Source organism: Hymenobacter sp. UYAg731 (assembly GCF_054061335.1).
In genome coordinates, this window is sequence record NZ_JBSSEC010000001.1 from 195,714 (window position 1) to 213,770 (window position 18,057).

Here is an 18,057-nt window from a genome sequence, read left to right on the forward strand (position 1 = left end):
ACGGCGCACTTTTTTAAAGAAACCCATTTGCTGATGAAGCGTTTGACGATAAATAAAAGCCGTTCTACCAAATCCTCCGGCCCCGGCCTGGCCGCCAGTCTGGCCCTGGCCGCCGTGCTGGTGGGCGGCATGGCCCCCGCTGCCACCGCGCAGGCCCAGCCCACCAAGGGCAAGTACAAAGGCAACATTGAGGAGGCCGAGATTGAGATTGTGAAGGAGCGGGTGAACCAGTTGCCCGAAGCCACCCGCAACTTCTATAAAATCAAGCTGCCCGCCCCGCCCAAAGCCGAGCGCAAGGTGGCCTACACCTTCCCCGACTTCCGCCTGCCCGCCGACCGCCTCACGCCCTCGGTGAAGGTACTCACCATCCGGGCCGAGGAGCCTACGCCGCTCACCGGCAACTTCGTGAAGGCGGCCATCGGCAACTACGGCACGTTCTACGGGCGCGGCTATTTCCACAGCACCCGCAACACCGACCACGCCTATGGCTTGGATGTGAAGCACATTAGCTCTATCAATGGGCCGGTGGATGGCAAGAACTCCCGGATGTCGGAAACCAGCGCCCACCTCATGGGCGAGCTTTACCGGGGCACCGGGGCCTTTGGGGCCACGCTGGACTTTGGCCGCGAGCGTTACAATTTCTACGGCTACGAGAAAGCCGCCAACGGCAGCCCGGTAGCAACGCCCGAGTCCGGCGACATCAAGCAGACCTTTAACCGCTTTGCCGTAAAGGCCTACGCGCACAACCGCGACCCCGAGCAGCAGCTGACCTATGATGCGGGCATCGGCTACCGCTATTGGGCCGATAATTTCTCAGCTTCCGAAAACGACGTGCGCCTGAATGCCAAAGTGGGCTATGCGCTGGGCGAATCCAGCCGCATCACGGTAGCCGCCGATGCTTCCTTTATCTCGGATAAATCGACGCGGAGCGGGGCTGCGATTTTGCCCACACCCGCCCCAAACGAGATAACGCGCACCCGTACTTTCGTGCAGGCCACGCCGGCCTACGAGTTCCTTAATAATAACATTGCCTTTTCGGTGGGGGCCACGGTGGGCTACTCGTCCGATACCGCCACCAGTGTGAGCAAGGGCGTGATATACCCTGCCGTGCGCCTGGGCTACACTATTGAGCCCGAAAAATTCATGGTCTACGCGGGTTTGGGAGGGGCGCTGCAGCGCGTCACGCGTTACGACCTGACCACCGAAAACCCCTGGCTGAACAGCACCCTGAACGTGGCCGATACCCATCGCGGCCCTACCATCTACGCCGGTTTCACGTCCACGCCCGCCCGGGGCCTGGAGTTCAACGTGAAGGCCACCTATGCCCGCGACCGTAACCTGTACTTCTACCTCAACAATCCCGTCGACCCCACCCGGTTTGACCTCGTCTACGACCAGAACGCCACCGGCGTGCTGAACATCCACGGCGAGTTGTTGTACAATGCGGCCGAAAAATTCCGCCTCGGCACCCGGGTGGACTACAATAAGTACGCCCTCAAAAACCTGCCGGTGCCGTTTCATCGCCCCGAATTCCAGGGTTCGGTATTCGGTACCTACAATGTTTTCGACAAGCTGATGGTGGGCGTCGAAGGCTACTTCTTCGCGGCCAGCTACGGCATCAGCTACCGGCCGGCCACCAGCGCCGGAGCCGCGCGGGTAGCCGATTTCTACCGCGCCACCGACCCGATTGTCGACCTGAATCTGCGCGCCGATTACCGCATTACGCCAAAAATATCCATCTTTGCAATGGGTAATAACCTCGCCAATCGGCAGTACCAGCGTTTTTACGGATATCCCGTGAAAGGTATTAACGTATTGGGTGGGGCTACCTATACCTTTTGAGTTGAAAGCGAAGAGTTAAAGGTGAAGTGGTTAGCCGTCCGTGCGACAGCCACCCTAGGCATCAACTCATGAATTTCAACTCATCACTTTTAACTGTTGCCATGCATCTCGCCGACCACATTCGCCCCTTGCTCCGTGACCACGATTGCGTGATTATTCCGGACTTCGGGGGGCTTGTGGCCGATGTGTCGTCGGCCCGTGCGCAGCCCGGCCGTCAGGCCCTGAGCCCGCCCACCAAGCTAGTGGCCTTCAACCAGGCCCTGACCCGCAACGACGGCTTGCTGGTTGATGCCCTGAGCCAGCACCTGGGCCTGTCCATCGCGCAGGCCCGCGAAGCCGTGCGCGCCGCCGTAGCCGGCCTCCAGCAGGAACTCGACGACACCAACCGGACCGAGTTGCCGGGCATCGGCATTTTCCGTCGGGCGGCGGGCCGGGGCCTTGCTTTTGAATACACCGGCACCGATAATTTACTGGCCGCCGCCTTTGGCCTGCCGGAACTGGCCGCCCGTCCCGTGCGCGTGGCCGATGTCCGCGTCAAAAGCGCGCAGCCCATCCTGCGCAGTGGCGGTGCCCGCCGGTCCACGTTGGCGCGCTTGCTGCCGGCCAGTATCATTGCCGTAGCCGCCAGCCTGCTACTCCTTGCCAACTACCAGGTAGCGCTGAAAGCCGGCTACCTGCCCATGAGCTGGCAGGCTACCATGCCGCAGTGGGAGTGGGCGCAGCACCAGCCCAATACCGTAACCCCAATCATTACCGAACCCCAACAGGCTACGCTAAGCCAGCAGGATTTCAGTACCAACGCCAACAGCAGCGCCAGTTCCACGGAAGGCATGACGCCGGTGGGAAATACAACGACGCCGCCCGTGCCGGAAATGGTGGGCGAAAGTAGCGCCCCGGCCAGCCTGCCGCTCAGAAAGGAAACCCCGGCAACCGATGCCACTGTTGCGTCCGCAATAGCTGACACCGCGCCAGCCGCGCCCAAAACAGTTGCCATTACCACGCCTGTGGTTACTGCCGCTGCCCCTGCAATGCCAGCCGCCGCTTCCGTGCGGTCCAAAAGCCTGGCCGCTACCGCCGGCACCGTTGCAATTAAAAGCCGCACGGGGCGTTGCTACGTCATTGCGGGTGCCTACCGCAGCTTGGCCGGTGCCGAGCAGGGCCGCAAGCTGCTGACCAGAAGCGGCCACGCCTCGCACATCATTCTGCCGCCCTTCGGCAGCCGGCTGTTCCGCCTCACGGCCGCCGACTATCCCGATATGGCCTCGGCGCAGCGCGAAGCTCAGCGCCTGCGCGTAAGCACGCACTGTGACTACAATACCTTGAAATTTTAACCGTCCGCATGTCCGTATTCCTCCTGCAAGTGGTTCCTGCCGCTGCCGATACTGTTAATACCGCCGCCGCTGCTGCTGTTCCCATTGCCGATACCAGTGTCCCCGTCATTGACCTGCTGTTGCGCGGCGGCCTGATAATGATTCCGCTGGTAGCCCTTTCCATTCTCTCGGTCTACATTATTATTGAGCGCTACTTCACCATTCGCCGGGCCGCCGGCAACCCCGATGCTTTCATGGCCGGCATCCGCTCGCTCATGGTGAAGGGCGACCTGGCCGGAGCCAAGCTTTACTGCGCCCAGAATTCCTCGCCGCTGGCCCGTATGGTGGAAAAAGGCCTGCGCCGCATCGGCCTGCCACTGAAGGAAATTGAAACCAGCGTGGAGAACGTGGGCAAGATTGAAATCGCCCGCCTCGAAAAAAACATCAGCATCCTGGGCATCATCGCTGGCATCGCGCCGATGATTGGCTTCGTGGGTACCATCATTGGGGTAATCAAAATTTTCTATTCCATCGCGGCTACCAAGGAGTTCGGTATTCCGCAGGTAGCTGATGGTCTGTATGTTAAACTGGTGACTTCGGCCACCGGCCTTATTGTCGGCATCATTGCCCACGTCGGCTACCACTGGCTGAGCATTCTGGTTGAGCGCATGGTGTTCCGCATGGAAAACTCGGCCATTGAGTTCATGGACATTCTGCAGGACAACTAATTGAGTTATGAATTATGAGTTGTGAATTATGAATTGGAAGGTCATTTGACTTCTGGTAATTCATAATTTATAACTCATAATTCATAATTCATAACTCAAATAGTTATGAATCTTTCCCGCCGTCACCGCCTCACGTCGCACGTCGAAACCGGGGCCATGAACGACATCATGTTCTTCCTGATGTTGTTCTTTCTGATTGCCTCGACGCTGGTTAACCCCAACGTAATTAAGCTGTTGCTGCCGAATGCTAAATCCAGCAAGCAGGTAATGAAACAGCCCATCACCATTTCGGTGGATGCGGCCGGGCAGTACTTCGTCAACAAAAAGCCTGTCGCACCCGCTAATGTGGAGCCGGAGCTGGTAGCTTTGGTAGGTACCGTGCCGACTACGGAGCAGCCCACCGTTGTGCTGCGCGTGGATGCCTCATTGAACGTTCAGAAGCTGGTTGACATTTTAGAGATTGGCAACCGCCTCAAGTTGAAAATGGTGATGGCCACCCAGGCCCAGCAGTCGGCCGGTAAATAAGCCGTTTTTAGCTGGTAAAGCGTACACTGCATCATGGCTATTGACTATCAAGAACCGCACCGCCGCGAAGGCCTGATTGGTACCCTGGTGGTGCATGGGGTACTGTTGCTGCTGTTTATCTTCTCCGTTTTCAAAGGCCCGAATCCGCCGCTGGCCCCCTTGGGCGGTGGCGATGGCGTGGAACTGAACTACGGCCTCGACGAAGCCGGCTCGGGCAACGTGCAGAGCATGGCCACGGCCAACAACTCGCCCAACCGCGAAGACAGCCGCCCGCCCCAGGCCAGCCCCGACCCGCAGCCGCGCCCCGTGGCCGTGGCCACGCCCGACCCCACGCCGCCTTCGCAGGAGAAAATAATCACCAGCGATGCCGAAGAAAGCCCCGTATCGGAAGCCCCGGTTGAAACGCCTGCGCCGCCCAAGGAAGAAGTGAAAGCCGCGCCCAAAGTGCCGCGTAAAGTGGCCGTGACCTTTGCCCCCAAAGGCAGCGCTACCGGCGGCGGCAACGGCGTGAACGGCACCAGCAATGCCCCCACGGGCAACAATAACGGCGACCGGCCCGGCACCGTGGGCGACCAGGGCGACCCCAACGGTACGCTCGATGCCACCGCGCTCTACGGAGCTCCCGGGCGGGGCGGCAGCGGCAGCAGCCCCGGCAGCGGCGGCCTGGAAATGAGCGGCTGGCGCTTCGAGAGCAAGCCGGTGGTGGAAGCGGTGGACGACAATTCGGGCGTGATTCGCTTTAAAATCAAGATTGCGGCTGATGGCGAGGTAGAATCGGTCACCAAGGTTTCGGGAAATGTGTCGCCGTCGCAGGAAAAGCTGTGCCGCGACAAACTGCTCGATACCAATTTTATCAAGACGAATTCGGCTCCCGGCGGCGCAACCGGTTTCTACACGTTTAAATTCTCGGTGAAATAGCTACTCGCAGGTTTCGGGCCAGCCCCGCCGTCTGCTAGCAGGCGGCGGGGCTTTTTCGTAGGTTCCAACCCGAAATACCGTTAATTTGTGCTTTCTCCCCGTTTTTTCTGTTCTGTGACTTATCAGGAAACCCTTACTTACCTCTACGAGCAGCTCCCCATGTTTCAGCGGGTGGGCGCAGCGGGCTTCAAAAAAGGCCTCGGTAACACCTTGGCCCTGGCCGAAGCGCTGGGCCATCCAGAGCGCAAATTCCGGAGTGTGCATGTAGCCGGCACCAATGGCAAGGGCAGCAGCTCGCACCTGCTGGCGGCGGTGCTCCAGGCGGCGGGCTACAAGGTGGGCCTGTATACTTCGCCGCATCTACGCGAATTCACGGAGCGCATTCGGGTGAATGGGCAGGAACTGGCCCCGGCGTATCTGGTGGAGTGGGTGTCGCGCTGGCAGCCGCTGTTTGAAGAAATTAAGCCGTCGTTTTTTGAGATGTGCGTGGCGCTGGCGTTCGATTACTTTGCCGAGGAGCGAGTTGATATTGCCATCGTTGAAGTGGGCCTCGGCGGCCGGTTCGATTCCACGAACATCATCACGCCGCTGGTGTCGCTCATTACCAACATCAGTTTTGACCACCAGGCGCTGCTCGGCAATACTTTGCCCGAAATCGCGGGTGAAAAAGCGGGCATCATCAAATCTGGCGTGCCAGTGGTCGTGAGCCAGTTGCAGCCTGAAGTAGCCGACGTGTTCCGACGCGAGGCTGCGGCCAAACTCGCGCACCTCGTTTTTGCCGACCAAATCTATCAGGCCACGTTTGCCGCCGAGCCTTCGCTCGAAACCGGCCTGCGCCCCCTCAAAATCAGCCAGCACGGCCGGCCTTACCTGCCCAATGCTGAGCTGGGCCTGCCCGGCGACTACCAGCAGTTTAACCTGCCCGGCGTGCTGGCCACGCTGGATGAGCTCCGCGCCTTAGGCTTCCGCATCACGGAAGCGGCCGTGCGGGCCGGCCTGCGCCAGGTGACGACGCTCACCGGCCTGCGCGGCCGCTGGAGCATCATCGGCCGCCAACCGCTAGTGGTGTGCGATACGGGGCATAATGCGGCCGGACTGAAAGCGGTAGTGGCTCAATTACAACGGCTTCCGCAGGAGCGTTTACATTTGGTAATTGGTACGGTGAACGATAAGGACGTTGCTTCCATGCTGGAGCTGTTGCCGAAGGAAGCCACCTATTACTTCTGCGCGGCCAATATTCCGCGCGCTTTGCCAGCGGGTGAACTGGCTGAGCAGGCGGCCGGGCTGGGCCTGCACGGGCAAGCCTATGGGTCGGTGGCGGGGGCAGTGGCGGCGGCCCGCCAGGCGGCCGGCCCCGCAGATGTGGTTTTCATTGGCGGCAGCACCTTTGTGGTGGCCGAGGTGGAAGAGCTATACGCTACCGCCTAACCGGCCAGCTTTACCTTTGCGTAACAACATATACCTACTGATTTGCCCCGAGTTAAGCTTCAGCGTTTTACCGATAACGCCTCCCGTCCCGACATCATTGAGCCGGGCAAACCCGAATACGAACAGCTGGGTGGCCGCTGGCGTACCGATTTTTTTCCTGCGCCCCACCCGCTGACGCTGGAGGTAGGCTGTGGCAAAGGCGAATACACCGTGGGCCTGGCCCAGCGCCACCCCGGCCGTAATTTCCTGGGCCTCGACATTAAGGGCGAACGCATCTGGATGGGCAGCTCCCGCGCCGCCGAAATGGGCCTGACCAACGTGGGTTTCGTGCGGATGCGGGCCGAGGCGCTGGCCGCGCAGTTCGGTCCCGGCGAGCTGGATGAAATCTGGATAACGTTTCCCGACCCGCGGCCCCGTGACCGTGACATCAAGCGCCGACTAACCTCGCCGCGCTTCCTGGGACTTTACGAACAATTGTTAACCCCCGGCGGTCTGTTGCACTTGAAGACTGATAATGAGGGTCTTTTCGAGTACACACTCGAAACGCTGGCGGCCCGGCCCGGCACTGCCGTGGAGCGGTTTACGCGGAATTTGTACGCGGAGACGGCCCTGGAATTCACCGAAGCCCAGGCCATTCAGACCAATTTCGAGGGGAAATACCGCGCCATCGGCGTGCCCATCAAATACGTGCAGTTCCGGCTGACGTAAACCAGTCCGCTTTCCCGCCAACTGAAACGTCAAAGCATAAGCCATTATTGAATGGTCCTGCGTGGACGCTTGGCTTCCAAAATAGACTGGCTTATTCGGTTTCTAAGGCCTCAAATACGGCCTCAAGCTGGTCGAAATCGCGCAGGCCGGGCTTCACTTCGTCGCCGGAGGGGAAAACCAGGCCGGCCAATGGGAGGGAAGTAGCTAGGGCGCGGGCGCGCTCAGGGTGCAGGCCGGGGCCGAGCCACAGGGGCTTTTGGGCGCTGATTTGTTGCAGGGCCGCGAGGGTTTCCGGCATTTCGGCCGCTAGCAATTCCAGCACGAAACCTACGGGGGAAGCGGGCAGGGGTTGGGTCCGGGCCGCCGAATCAGCGGTTAGCTCCAGGTATACCGGCGGGGCTATTTCGGCTAATGCTTCTGCGGCCCGGGGGGTGCGGAGCAGGACGGCATCCAGGCTGCATTCGGCGGCTATCGCATTAATCTCATGCGCACTGAGCTGGTCGAACTCACCTATTAGTTCAACTCCGGCAATCCAGCCAGCCAGCTCTTTTACGGTCTTGGTATCGAGGTGTTCGGGCAAGCTGGGGTCGAGAATAAAGGTCAGTTTATCGGCACCCATGCCGGCGCAGTAGCGGGCATCGGAAAGGTTGTTGATACCGCGGATAAGGAGGGGGACGAGGTGAGGCACGGAGAAACGAGGGAATGGAGGGAAGGGGGCCGGCAAGCCCGGCCTGGGGAATGGAACTGGGGCCGGTGGCCCGCCACAAAAGTAGCGCCGAAGCCGGGGCCCGGCCGTATTCAACGAGTGCCCGGTAGCTGTATCTTCGTGCCCATGAATGCACCCCGCCGCACGCCCTTGCTGGCCCCCTCGTTTCTGGCCGCCGACCTGGCCAACCTGCAAGCCGAAACCGAACGCCTCGCTACCAGTGCCGCCGACTGGCTGCACTTCGACGTGATGGACGGCCGCTTTGTGCCCAATATTTCGTTCGGCCTGCCCGTGCTGCAAGCCGTGGCCCGCTACGCCAAGCAGCCCATCGACGTGCATCTCATGATTGAGGAGCCGCAGCACTACTTGGCCGCTTTCCGCGACGCGGGGGCCAGTAGCATCACGGTGCATTACGAAGCCTGCCCGCACCTGCACCGCGTGGTGCAGCAAATCAAGCAGCTCGGCTGCCGGGCCGGCGTGGCCCTGAACCCGGCCACGCCGGTGTCGCTGCTCGAAGACATTGCCGCCGACCTCGACGTGGTGCTGGTGATGTCCGTGAACCCGGGTTTTGGCGGGCAGGCGTTTATTCCGAACACGCTGAAAAAGGTAGCCATGCTGAGAGAATTATTGCTCGATACCGGCTCGGATGCTTTGATTGAGGTGGACGGCGGCGTGAACATGGACAACGCCGGCCCGCTGGTGGAAGCCGGGGCTGACGTGCTGGTGGCGGGCAATTTCGTGTTCAGTGCGCCCGAGGGGCCGGTGGCCACGCTGGCCCGCCTGCGCGACCACCTGGCCGGCCTGGAAATGGACGTTCCGGCCGCTGGTCGTCAGCAATAGTTGGGCTGCCCGCTCGTTTTAAGCCCCGTGAAACAACCCGCTACCTTGCCGTTGCCGTCAGTGCCAGTTATTAGGAAAGTTGAGTGCCGCCTGGTGTTGCTGGGTTGTCTGGCCCTGGGGCCGTTGTCGGTAACTGCGGTTTGGGCGCAAGCTATTAGTCCGGAGCAGACCACGCCCGGCACCGTCGTGACCCTTACCGGGACGTTGCGCGATGCTAGCGGACAGCCGCTGGAACTGGCTGCGGTAGGAGTGGAGGGCCAGCCCGGCGGCACCAATACCAACGCCGACGGCGCGTTTGCGCTGTCCGTGCGGGTGCCGGCCACGGGCCAGAACGTGGTGCTGGTAGTGCGCCGCCTGGGCTTCGTCACGTTGCGCCAGCCGCTACGGCTGCCCGCCGATGCCGGCAAACCGCTCCGGCTCACCATGCGCCTCGACACTAAGGCGCTGAGCAATGTGCGCGTAACGGGCCGTTCCAACCAGGCCGATACGCGTGAGCAGGTCAGCGTTACGCGCATTGATCCGCGCTCGGCCAAGGAAATACCCTCGCCGTTTGGCGATTTCAACGCCATTCTGAAAACCCTGCCCGGGGTGGTGTCGAACAACGAGCTGAGCAGCACCTACAACGTGCGCGGCGGCAACTACGATGAGAACCTGGTGTACGTCAACGGCTTCGAGATTTACCGGCCGTTTCTCGTGACATCGGCCCAGCAGGAGGGGCTGAGCTTTATCAACCCCGATTTGGTAAAGCAGGTGGAGTTCAGTAGCGGCGGCTGGCAGCCGAAGTATGGCGACAAACTGGCCTCGGTGCTGAGCGTGGATTATAAGACGCCCGAGAAATTCGCGGCTTCGCTCACGGCCAGCCTGGTGGGCGGCGCGGCCCACGCCGAAGCCCGCTCGGCCAACGGCCGGGTGAGCTACCTGGCCGGCGTGCGCTACAAAAATGCGCAGTACGTGCTGAGCTCGCTGAAACAGGCGCAGGGCGGCTACAACCCCACGTTCTACGATGCGCAGGCGTTCGTGAACATCGGCCTGGGCAAGAAGGACGACATGCAGCGCACCTCGCTGGGCCTGCTCGGCGTGGTGGCCCACAACGACTACCGCTTCTCGCCCGAAACCGGCCAGGCCACGTTCTCGACCGGGACCAACCAGTTCACCCGCGTCTTCATTGCTTATGATGGGCGGGAGCGGATGCAGTTCGATACCTACCAAACGGGTCTGAACTTAAAGCACGACTTCTCCTCGAAGCTGCAGATGGAGTTGCTGGGCTCGGCCCTGATTTCGCGCGAGTTTGAGTACCGCGACGTGGAAGCGGCCTACACCTTCGCCGAAATCAACCGCGACCCGACCTCGCCCGACTTCAACCAGGCCGTGCGCCAGCGCGACATCGGCTCGCAGTTCAAGCACTCGCGGAATAACCTCACGGCGCAGATTTTCACGGCCGAAACCCGGGGCCGCTGGGCACCCGCCGCCAACCACACCGTGCGCTGGGGCGCTAAAATCGGCCGCGAAAAAATCACCGATAAGCTCGACGAGTACAGCTTTGCCGACTCGGCTGATTTCGTGCCCGATGCCCGCCGCACCCGCCTGCTCTCGGACCTGAGCCTGCAAAGCACCCGCACCCAGGGCTTCGTGCAGGATACGTGGAACCTCGATTCGCTGACCGCCCTCACCTACGGGGCCCGGGCGCACTACTGGACCACCAACGGCCAGTTGGTTATCAGCCCCCGGGTGCAGTTTTCGCAAATCAGCCGCTCGCATCCCAACCGCTCGTTCAAGGCGGCCGTGGGCGTGTACTACCAGCCGCCGTTCTACCGCGAACTGCGCAATCAGGCCGGCGACCGCACCGACCCCAGCCAGCCCCTGATTCAGACGGCCAACCTGAACGTGGAGTTGCGCGCCCAGAAATCCTACCACTTTATCGTGGGCAAGGAAATCAACTTCCAGCAGTACGGCCGGCCGTTTAAGTTTTCGGCCGAAGCCTACTATAAATACCTCACCGACGTGGTGCCCTACGACGTGGACAACGTACGCCTGCGCTACTTCGCCAAGAACAACGCCCGCGCCTACGCTGCTGGCTTCGACTCCCGTATCAGCGGCGAGTTTGTGAAGGGGGCTGAATCCTGGTTCAGTCTCGGCGTGCTCACCACCCGCGAAAACGTGGACGGCGACTCGTTGAACGTGGTCGATGCCGACGGCAAAGTGACCGGCCGCGAGCCCAAGGGCTACATCCGCCGCCCGCAGGACCAGCGCCTGAACGTGGGCATTTTCTTCCAGGACCATCTGCCAAACAACCCCTCGGTGCGCGGCTACGTCAACTTCGTGTTTGGCACCGGCCTGCCGTTCAGCCCGCCCAACCTGCCCGACCTGCGCGGCACCGCCGACCTCACCCGCAGCTACAACCGCGTCGATTTGGGTTTCTCCAAAGTAGTGGGCCTGAAAAACAACAACGCCCCCAAAGCCCATTTCTACAGCTTTGAAAGCCTCTGGCTGGGCTTGGAAATCCTGAACGTATTCGCCGCCAACAACGTGGCCGGCTACAGCTACCTGCAGGACGTGAACGGTGTAACGTACTCGGTGCCCAGCTACCTCTCGCAGCGCATCGTGAATCTGCGTCTGATTGCGCGCTTTTAGGTTAAACGCGGCGTATACCTCGGCAGTCTTTTCTCCCGCTCAGCAGCGGCCGTAAGGGCTTGCGCCAATGCGTAACTAGCCGGCAATAGTATTAATAAAAGCACTAAATTGGGTCATTTGCTTCGGATTTTGCGGTAAGTGCGCCGGTGGGCTGAAAACTATCTTTTGACCTGTTCCAAACCTTTAGCCTCGCTCCGGGGTATTGGCAGCAGAAACAAAATAAGGCCGGTTTGTGCCAACCGATTATGTTTCCCGCTTATCTTTGTGCCCGATGACCACCTTTTCCGCCCTTCTTTGCGCTGTTGCCGCTGCCCCGCTCACGGGCCGTCGGGCAGTTGCGGGCGTGCATCATCACCACCATCTGTGGGAGGCCGGGCTGTGTGCCGGTTGCTAGCTTAGCACCGGTTGCCCGAGTCTCCACCGCCGCGTTCGGGGTGTTTGCCCCGGGCTTCACCGTTTCACTTTGCGGGAAATTCAGCCTTACGCCGGCTAAATTGCGTTAGGGCTATATCCGATGCCTGTGCCCCGCCGGGGCCGCACCCGCCTGTTTACCCCATTTCATGCTCCGTTTAGCTATTCAAAAGTCCGGCCGTCTGAGCGAGGACTCCCTTGCCCTCATCCGCGAGTGCGGCATCAATTTCCTGAGCACTTCCTATAAGCTCAAGACGGAAGCCACCAATTTCCCGCTCGAAATCCTGTTTCTGCGCGACGATGACATTCCCGGCTACGTGAAGGACGGCGTGGCCGACCTCGGCATTGTGGGCCAGAACGTGCTGGTGGAAGCCGGCTACCCCAACCTGGAGGTCGAAACCCTCGGGTTCAGCAAGTGCCGCCTGAGTCTGGCCGTGCCCCGGGCCGATGCCTACCCATCCATTGAGGTGTTGCAAGGCAAGAACATCGCCACCTCTTACCCCAACATCCTCGGCCGCTACCTCGCCGAGCACGGCGTGCAGGCCAACCTGCACACCATCAGCGGCTCGGTCGAAATCGCGCCCAGCATCGGCTTGGCCGAAGCTATCTGCGACATCGTGAGCAGCGGGTCGACCTTGTTGGGTAACGGCTTGCGCGAAGTAGAAACCGTATTCCGCTCCGAAGCCGTGCTCATCGCCCAGCCCAACCTCACGGTCGAGCAGCAGGATTTGCTGGAGCAATTGCAGTTCCGGATGCAGGCCGTGCGCCGCGCCAAGCGCAGCAAGTATATTGTGCTGAATGCGCCCGTGGCGGCCTTGGAGGAAGTCCGCCGGTTGCTACCGGGCATCAAGTCGCCCACCATCACGCCGCTGGCCGAAGCCGGTTGGGTGTCGGTGCAGTCGGTGGTGCAGGAGGACGAGTTCTGGCACATCACCAGCCAACTCAAAGCCGTGGGCGCGGAAGGCATCCTCGTGCTGCCCATCGAAAAGATGATTGCCTAGCCCGGTCCACCATGCAGCTCTATTCCTATCCCGACCCCAGCACCTGGCCCGCTCTCCAGCAGCGCCCCGCCGCCGCCGAAGCGCCCCAGGTAGCCGCCCGCGTCCGGGCCATTTTCGAGCAGGTGCGCGCCGGTGGCGATGCCGCTTTGCTGACCCTGGCCGCTGAGCTCGACAAAGCCGCGCTAACCACTCTGCTGGTTTCCGAAGCCGAGTTTGCCACCGCGGCCGCGCAGGTCCCGGCCAAGTTGCAAGCCGCCATCCGGCAGGCCAAAACCAATATTGAAACCTTCCACGCCGCCCAGCGCGAGCCCGAATTGCGGGTCGAAACCATGCCGGGTGTGGTGTGCTCGCGCCGAGCCGTGCCGGTGCAGCGCGTGGGCCTGTACGTGCCGGGCGGTTCGGCCCCACTGTTCAGCACCCTGCTAATGCTGGGCGTCCCGGCCCGGCTGGCGGGCTGCCCCGAGGTGGTCGTCTGCACCCCGCCGCAGCCCGACGGCTCGGTGAGCCCGGTCATCCTATTCGTGGCGCAGCTGCTGGGCATCGGTAAAGTGGTGAAAGCCGGCGGCGCGCAAGCCGTTGCCGCGTTGGCGCTGGGAACTGACAGCGTATTGGCCGTTGATAAAATATTCGGTCCCGGCAACCGCTACGTGACCGCCGCCAAGCAATTGGCCGCCGCCGAATGCGGGGTGGCCATTGATATGCCCGCCGGTCCCTCGGAAGTATTAATCATTGCCGATGCCAGTGCCAATCCGGCCTTTGTAGCCGCCGATTTGTTGTCGCAAGCCGAGCACGGCCCCGATTCGCAGGTAGTGGTGCTGAGCGATTCCGGCGCGGTGCTGGAGCAAGTGCAGGCCGAAGTAATTCGCCAGTTGGCTCTGCTGCCCCGGCGCGACGTGGCCGCCCAGGCCCTGGAGAGCAGCCGCGCCATTCTGCTGCCGGATGCTGATAGCATGCTGGAGTTCTCGAACCAGTACGCGCCGGAACACCTCATCCTGGCCACCGATAACGCCGACGCGCTGGCTGCCCAGGTTACCAACGCGGGCTCCGTTTTCCTGGGCCACCTCACGCCCGAAGCCGTGGGCGACTACGCTTCCGGCACCAACCACACGCTGCCCACCAGCGGTTACGCCCGCCAGTACAGCGGGGTGTCGCTCGATTCGTTCGTAAAGAAAATCACCTTCCAGCGCCTGTCGGCCCAGGGGCTGCGCACCATCGGCCCGGTGGTGGAAACCATGGCCGAAGCCGAAGGCCTGGCCGCGCACGCCCGCGCCGTCACCCTGCGGCTGGCTGCGCTGAGCAGTGATTCTACCCCGGCAGAGGGGGCGGCCCCGTCCGCAAAGCCCTACGCCGGCCTCATCCGCCCGAGCGTGGAGCGCATGGAGCCGTATTCTTCGGCGCGCGACGAGTTTGAGGGCATGGCCCCGGTTATGCTCGATGCCAATGAAAATAGCCTGGGTTCCGTGGGCCCGGACGATTTCAGCCGCTACCCCGACCCGCACCAGCGCGCCATCAAGGTTGATTTGGCCCGGCTGAAAGGCGTAATGCCGAACCAGATTTTCCTTGGCAACGGTTCCGACGAAGCCATCGACCTGCTTGTGCGTCTCACCTGCACGCCGGGCCAGGACAGCATCGCCATCTGCCCGCCCACCTACGGCATGTACGAGGTAGCCGCCAACCTCAACGACGTGCGCGTGGAGCGCCTACCGCTGACGGCCGATTTCCAATTGCCCGCCGATGCCGCCGCAAAACTGGCCGCCTCCAATGCTAAGCTGGTTTTCCTATGCTCGCCGAACAACCCGACCGGTAATCTGCTCGCGCAGGAAGCCGTCGAAACTATCCTGCGCAGCTTTCGGGGCCTGGTCATCGTCGACGAAGCCTACGCCGACTTTGCCAATGCGCCCAGCTGGATTACGCGCCTAGCCGAGTTTCCCCGCCTGGTAGTCATGCAGACTTTTTCCAAAGCCTGGGGCTTGGCCGGCCTGCGGCTGGGGGTAGCGTATGCGTCGGCGCAGCTCATTGCGTATCTCGACAAAATCAAGCCACCGTACAACATCTCAGCCGCCACCCAGCAACACGCGCTGGCCGCCCTGGCCGCCGCGCCGCGCCTGTCCGAAATGCGGGCGGAACTGCTGGAAGGCCGCCGTTGGTTGGTTGAAGAGCTGGCGCAGGTGACCATTGTGGAGCATATTTTTCCCTCCGATGCCAACTTCTTGCTGGTGCGCTTTTCTGTTGATGCTACCGCCGTGTACGACTACCTGCGTAGTCGGGGCATCGTCGTCCGCAACCGCACCACCCAGCCCGGCTGCGCCGGTTGCCTACGCCTCACGGTGGGCACTGCGGCCGAAAACCGCCAGCTTGTGCAGGCGCTCACGGAAATTGGGGCCGCAATGCCTGTCCCGGCTGCCGCCGCTACCATTGAATAATGTACCGGGCTAATCCCCATTTTTCTCGTACCTCGTTAATCTCATAGAGTTGAAAAAGGCGCTTTTTATCGACCGCGACGGCACCATTCTTGTGGAGCCCCAGCCCAGCCAGCAAATTGACGGCCTCACGCCCGATAAGTTTCAGTTTCTGCCCGGGGCCATAAGCGCGCTGGCACGCATTGCCCGCGATTTGCCCGAGTACGAGCTGGTATTGGTTACAAACCAGGACGGGCTGGGCACAGCGAGCTTCCCGGAGGATACTTTCTGGCCGGCGCATCAGCTCATGCGCGACATTCTCTCCACCGAGGGAGTACATTTCGCCGCCGAGCACGTTGACCGCAGCTTTCCGCACGAAGGCCTGCCCACCCGCAAGCCCGGCACGGGCCTGCTCGGCCAGTACCTCGACCCCGCCAACGGTTACGACCTGCCCAACTCCTATGTTATTGGCGACCGGCTTACGGATGTTAAACTCGCGGAGAACCTCGGTAGCCAATCCATTCTGATAGGAGAGGAGTCCGACCCCCGCGCCGCCCTTACCACCACCAGCTGGGATGCCATCTATCATTTCCTGCGCTACCCGGCCCGCGTGGCCGTTATCGAGCGCAACACTAATGAAACCCAGATTGCTATCCGCTTAAATCTGGATGGCACCGGCCAGACCGACATCCACACGGGGCTTGGTTTCTTCGACCACATGCTGGAGCAGTTGGGGCGTCACAGTGGAATCGACTTACACATTAGTGTAAAAGGCGATTTACACATTGATGAACATCATACGGTGGAAGATACTGCCCTCGCCCTCGGTACCGCCTTCTCCCAGGCCTTGGGGGATAAGCGCGGCCTGGCCCGCTACGGCTTCCTGCTGCCCATGGATGAAGCCCTGGCCCAAGCAGCCATCGACTTTGCTGGCCGGCCCTGGTTGGTGTGGGACGCTGAATTCAAGCGCGAGCGGGTAGGAGACTTGCCCACCGAGCTGTTCTTTCATTTCTTCAAGTCCTTCACCGACAATTCCCGGGCTACGCTCAACATTTCCTGCCAGGGTGATAACGAGCACCATAAGATTGAAGCCATTTTCAAGGCCGTGGCCAAGGCCATCAAAATGGCTTTGCAGCGCGATGAATCTTCTGCTATTCCCAGTACCAAAGGAATACTGTAGCCGCAGGGCATTTAAATCAAAGTTGTATATCCAAATGAATAATGTTAGTAATTGTTCATTTGGATTAATTGAGTTCTGGCTATGGAAATCGCAGTAGTTGACTATAAGGGTGGTAATGTGCAATCGGTGCTCTTCGCCCTTGAACGGCTTGGTGCGCAGGCGACCCTCACCGCCGACCCCGAGGTATTACGCCGCGCCGATAAAGTGCTTTTTCCCGGTGAGGGCGAAGCCTCATCGGCCATGCAAGCACTGCGGGAATCTGGGCTCGACCGGGTTTTGCCCACGCTCACCCAGCCATTTCTGGGCATTTGTTTGGGAATGCAGCTGCTGGGCACGCACAGCGAAGAGAACGACACACCCATGCTCGGACTACTGCCTTTCAACGTCCAGCGCTTCGTGCCCGACGCTGCCCACAAAGTCCCGCATATGGGCTGGAACAACCTCCAGGAACTGCGCGGGCCATTGCTGGCGGGGCTCACCGAAGCCGACCATGTGTATTTTGTACACAGTTATTATGCTCCCGTGGGGCCATACACCATTGCCCAAGCGGCGCATCCCGATGCATTCAGCGCGGCAGTGCAGCACGAAAACTTCTACGGAGTGCAGTTTCACACCGAGAAAAGCGGGGGCGTAGGCACCCGCATTCTGGCCAATTTCCTGGCGCTGTAAGCCGCCTCAACTCATTAAATAACCGGATACCCCGTGGAAATTATTCCTGCCATCGACCTTATCAACGGGCAATGCGTGCGGCTCAGTGCCGGCGATTTTGCCCGCCAAACCACCTACGATGCGGACCCCGTAGCCGTCGCCCGGCGCTTTGCCGATGCGGGCCTGCGCCGACTGCATCTGGTCGACCTTGACGGTGCCCGCGCCGGCCAGCCGGTCAACCTGGCCGTGCTGGAAGCCATTGCCCGCCAAACCAGCCTCGACATCGATGCCGGTGGCGGCATCCAAACTGAGGCTGCTCTGGCGCAGGTACTGGCCGCCGGTGCTGCTCACGCCACTGCCGGCAGCTTGGCCGTACGCGAGCCGGCTACCGTGCATGCCTGGCTGGCGCAGCATGGTGCCGACACCATCTTTCTCGGGGCCGACTACAAGGGTGAGCACATTGTCATCAATGCCTGGGCTGACCAGAGTGCCCTGACGCTGACCGGTTTCATTGCCGACTATCTGGCAGCCGGCGGTACCACTTTCATTTGTACCGACGTGAGCAAAGACGGGCTGCTTCAGGGGCCGTCCCTGGCCACGTACCGCTCACTGGTGCAGCAATTCCCCTCGGCCCGTTTTGTTGCCAGCGGTGGCGTAACCACCATTTCCGACTTGGAACTGCTGCAGGAGGCCGGAATGCACGGTGCTATTATCGGCAAAGCGCTCTACGAGGGCACCATCGCCTTGGCCGATTTGCAGCGGTTCTTTTAGTAAATTCAGTC

15 protein-coding genes are annotated in these 18,057 nt (G+C 61.1%); 14 read left to right on the top strand and 1 reads right to left on the bottom strand.

Going from position 1 to position 18,057, the window contains the following annotated elements; all coding sequences use genetic code 11:
• Positions 1 to 33: 33 nt before the first annotated feature.
• The 7 genes from ACVWYF_RS00810 to trmB all read left to right on the top strand — a co-directional run bounded on the left by ACVWYF_RS00810 (position 34) and on the right by trmB (position 7,459).
• On the top strand, positions 34 to 1,842 hold the full coding sequence (locus tag ACVWYF_RS00810) for a hypothetical protein (RefSeq protein ID WP_457063628.1): 1,809 nt from the start codon (positions 34 to 36) through the stop codon (positions 1,840 to 1,842).
• A 101-nt stretch (positions 1,843 to 1,943) separates the two neighbouring features.
• Positions 1,944 to 3,173 carry an HU domain-containing protein gene (locus ACVWYF_RS00815; protein ID WP_457063629.1) on the top strand — a complete coding sequence of 410 codons (1,230 nt, stop codon included), beginning with the start codon at positions 1,944 to 1,946 and terminating at the stop codon, positions 3,171 to 3,173.
• Between the two features lie 8 nt (positions 3,174 to 3,181).
• Positions 3,182 to 3,880 carry a MotA/TolQ/ExbB proton channel family protein gene (locus tag ACVWYF_RS00820; protein ID WP_457063631.1) on the top strand — a complete coding sequence of 233 codons (699 nt, stop codon included), beginning with the start codon at positions 3,182 to 3,184 and terminating at the stop codon, positions 3,878 to 3,880.
• Positions 3,881 to 3,985: 105 nt separating this feature from the next.
• Positions 3,986 to 4,405, top strand: a complete 420-nt coding sequence (locus ACVWYF_RS00825) for an ExbD/TolR family protein (protein ID WP_457063633.1) — start codon at positions 3,986 to 3,988, stop codon at positions 4,403 to 4,405.
• A gap of 33 nt (positions 4,406 to 4,438) precedes the next feature.
• Positions 4,439 to 5,323, top strand: coding sequence for a hypothetical protein (locus ACVWYF_RS00830; protein WP_457063635.1), 885 nt, complete (start codon positions 4,439 to 4,441; stop codon positions 5,321 to 5,323).
• Between the two features lie 114 nt (positions 5,324 to 5,437).
• A complete protein-coding gene (locus ACVWYF_RS00835) occupies positions 5,438 to 6,751 on the top strand; it encodes a bifunctional folylpolyglutamate synthase/dihydrofolate synthase (RefSeq protein WP_457063637.1) in 1,314 nt (437 codons plus the stop codon).
• Between the two features lie 42 nt (positions 6,752 to 6,793).
• Entirely contained in the window at positions 6,794 to 7,459 is a 666-nt protein-coding gene (gene trmB, locus ACVWYF_RS00840; RefSeq protein ID WP_457063639.1) for a tRNA (guanosine(46)-N7)-methyltransferase TrmB, read from the top strand.
• A 91-nt stretch (positions 7,460 to 7,550) separates the two neighbouring features.
• On the opposite strand, the gene ACVWYF_RS00845 is transcribed toward trmB, so the two are convergent.
• Positions 7,551 to 8,147 carry a hypothetical protein gene (locus ACVWYF_RS00845; protein WP_457063642.1) on the bottom strand — a complete coding sequence of 199 codons (597 nt, stop codon included), beginning with the start codon at positions 8,145 to 8,147 and terminating at the stop codon, positions 7,551 to 7,553.
• A 144-nt stretch (positions 8,148 to 8,291) separates the two neighbouring features.
• On the opposite strand from ACVWYF_RS00845, the gene rpe reads away from it, so the two are divergent.
• The 7 genes from rpe to ACVWYF_RS00880 all read left to right on the top strand — a co-directional run bounded on the left by rpe (position 8,292) and on the right by ACVWYF_RS00880 (position 18,046).
• Positions 8,292 to 9,005, top strand: coding sequence for a ribulose-phosphate 3-epimerase (gene rpe / locus ACVWYF_RS00850; RefSeq protein WP_457063644.1), 714 nt, complete (start codon positions 8,292 to 8,294; stop codon positions 9,003 to 9,005).
• A gap of 27 nt (positions 9,006 to 9,032) precedes the next feature.
• Positions 9,033 to 11,636 (top strand): TonB-dependent receptor, encoded by a 2,604-nt coding sequence (locus tag ACVWYF_RS00855; protein ID WP_457063647.1) that lies wholly within the window; start codon positions 9,033 to 9,035, stop codon positions 11,634 to 11,636.
• Between the two features lie 560 nt (positions 11,637 to 12,196).
• Complete coding sequence (gene hisG, locus ACVWYF_RS00860; protein ID WP_457063650.1) at positions 12,197 to 13,048, top strand: ATP phosphoribosyltransferase; 852 nt, start codon at positions 12,197 to 12,199, stop codon at positions 13,046 to 13,048.
• Between the two features lie 11 nt (positions 13,049 to 13,059).
• On the top strand, positions 13,060 to 15,471 hold the full coding sequence (gene hisD, locus ACVWYF_RS00865) for a histidinol dehydrogenase (RefSeq protein ID WP_457063652.1): 2,412 nt from the start codon (positions 13,060 to 13,062) through the stop codon (positions 15,469 to 15,471).
• Between the two features lie 49 nt (positions 15,472 to 15,520).
• Positions 15,521 to 16,627 (top strand): bifunctional histidinol-phosphatase/imidazoleglycerol-phosphate dehydratase HisB, encoded by a 1,107-nt coding sequence (gene hisB, locus ACVWYF_RS00870; RefSeq protein ID WP_457063654.1) that lies wholly within the window; start codon positions 15,521 to 15,523, stop codon positions 16,625 to 16,627.
• Positions 16,628 to 16,708: 81 nt separating this feature from the next.
• The gene (gene hisH / locus ACVWYF_RS00875; protein WP_457063657.1) at positions 16,709 to 17,296 is read left to right on the top strand and encodes an imidazole glycerol phosphate synthase subunit HisH; all 588 of its coding nucleotides are present in this window, start codon (positions 16,709 to 16,711) and stop codon (positions 17,294 to 17,296) included.
• A gap of 33 nt (positions 17,297 to 17,329) precedes the next feature.
• The gene (locus ACVWYF_RS00880; RefSeq protein WP_457063660.1) at positions 17,330 to 18,046 is read left to right on the top strand and encodes a 1-(5-phosphoribosyl)-5-[(5-phosphoribosylamino)methylideneamino]imidazole-4-carboxamide isomerase; all 717 of its coding nucleotides are present in this window, start codon (positions 17,330 to 17,332) and stop codon (positions 18,044 to 18,046) included.
• Positions 18,047 to 18,057 lie beyond the last annotated feature (11 nt).

What these genes read in the sequence shown, in the direction of transcription:
- ACVWYF_RS00810 (WP_457063628.1), top strand. Translation starts at nt 34, where the DNA reads ATGAAGCGTTTGACGATAAATAAAAGCCGTTCTACCAAATCCTCCGGC.
- ACVWYF_RS00815 (WP_457063629.1), top strand. Translation starts at nt 1,944, where the DNA reads ATGCATCTCGCCGACCACATTCGCCCCTTGCTCCGTGACCACGATTGC.
- ACVWYF_RS00820 (WP_457063631.1), top strand. Translation starts at nt 3,182, where the DNA reads ATGTCCGTATTCCTCCTGCAAGTGGTTCCTGCCGCTGCCGATACTGTT.
- ACVWYF_RS00825 (WP_457063633.1), top strand. Translation starts at nt 3,986, where the DNA reads ATGAATCTTTCCCGCCGTCACCGCCTCACGTCGCACGTCGAAACCGGG.
- ACVWYF_RS00830 (WP_457063635.1), top strand. Translation starts at nt 4,439, where the DNA reads ATGGCTATTGACTATCAAGAACCGCACCGCCGCGAAGGCCTGATTGGT.
- rpe (WP_457063644.1), top strand. Translation starts at nt 8,292, where the DNA reads ATGAATGCACCCCGCCGCACGCCCTTGCTGGCCCCCTCGTTTCTGGCC.
- hisG (WP_457063650.1), top strand. Translation starts at nt 12,197, where the DNA reads ATGCTCCGTTTAGCTATTCAAAAGTCCGGCCGTCTGAGCGAGGACTCC.
- hisD (WP_457063652.1), top strand. Translation starts at nt 13,060, where the DNA reads ATGCAGCTCTATTCCTATCCCGACCCCAGCACCTGGCCCGCTCTCCAG.
- hisH (WP_457063657.1), top strand. Translation starts at nt 16,709, where the DNA reads ATGGAAATCGCAGTAGTTGACTATAAGGGTGGTAATGTGCAATCGGTG.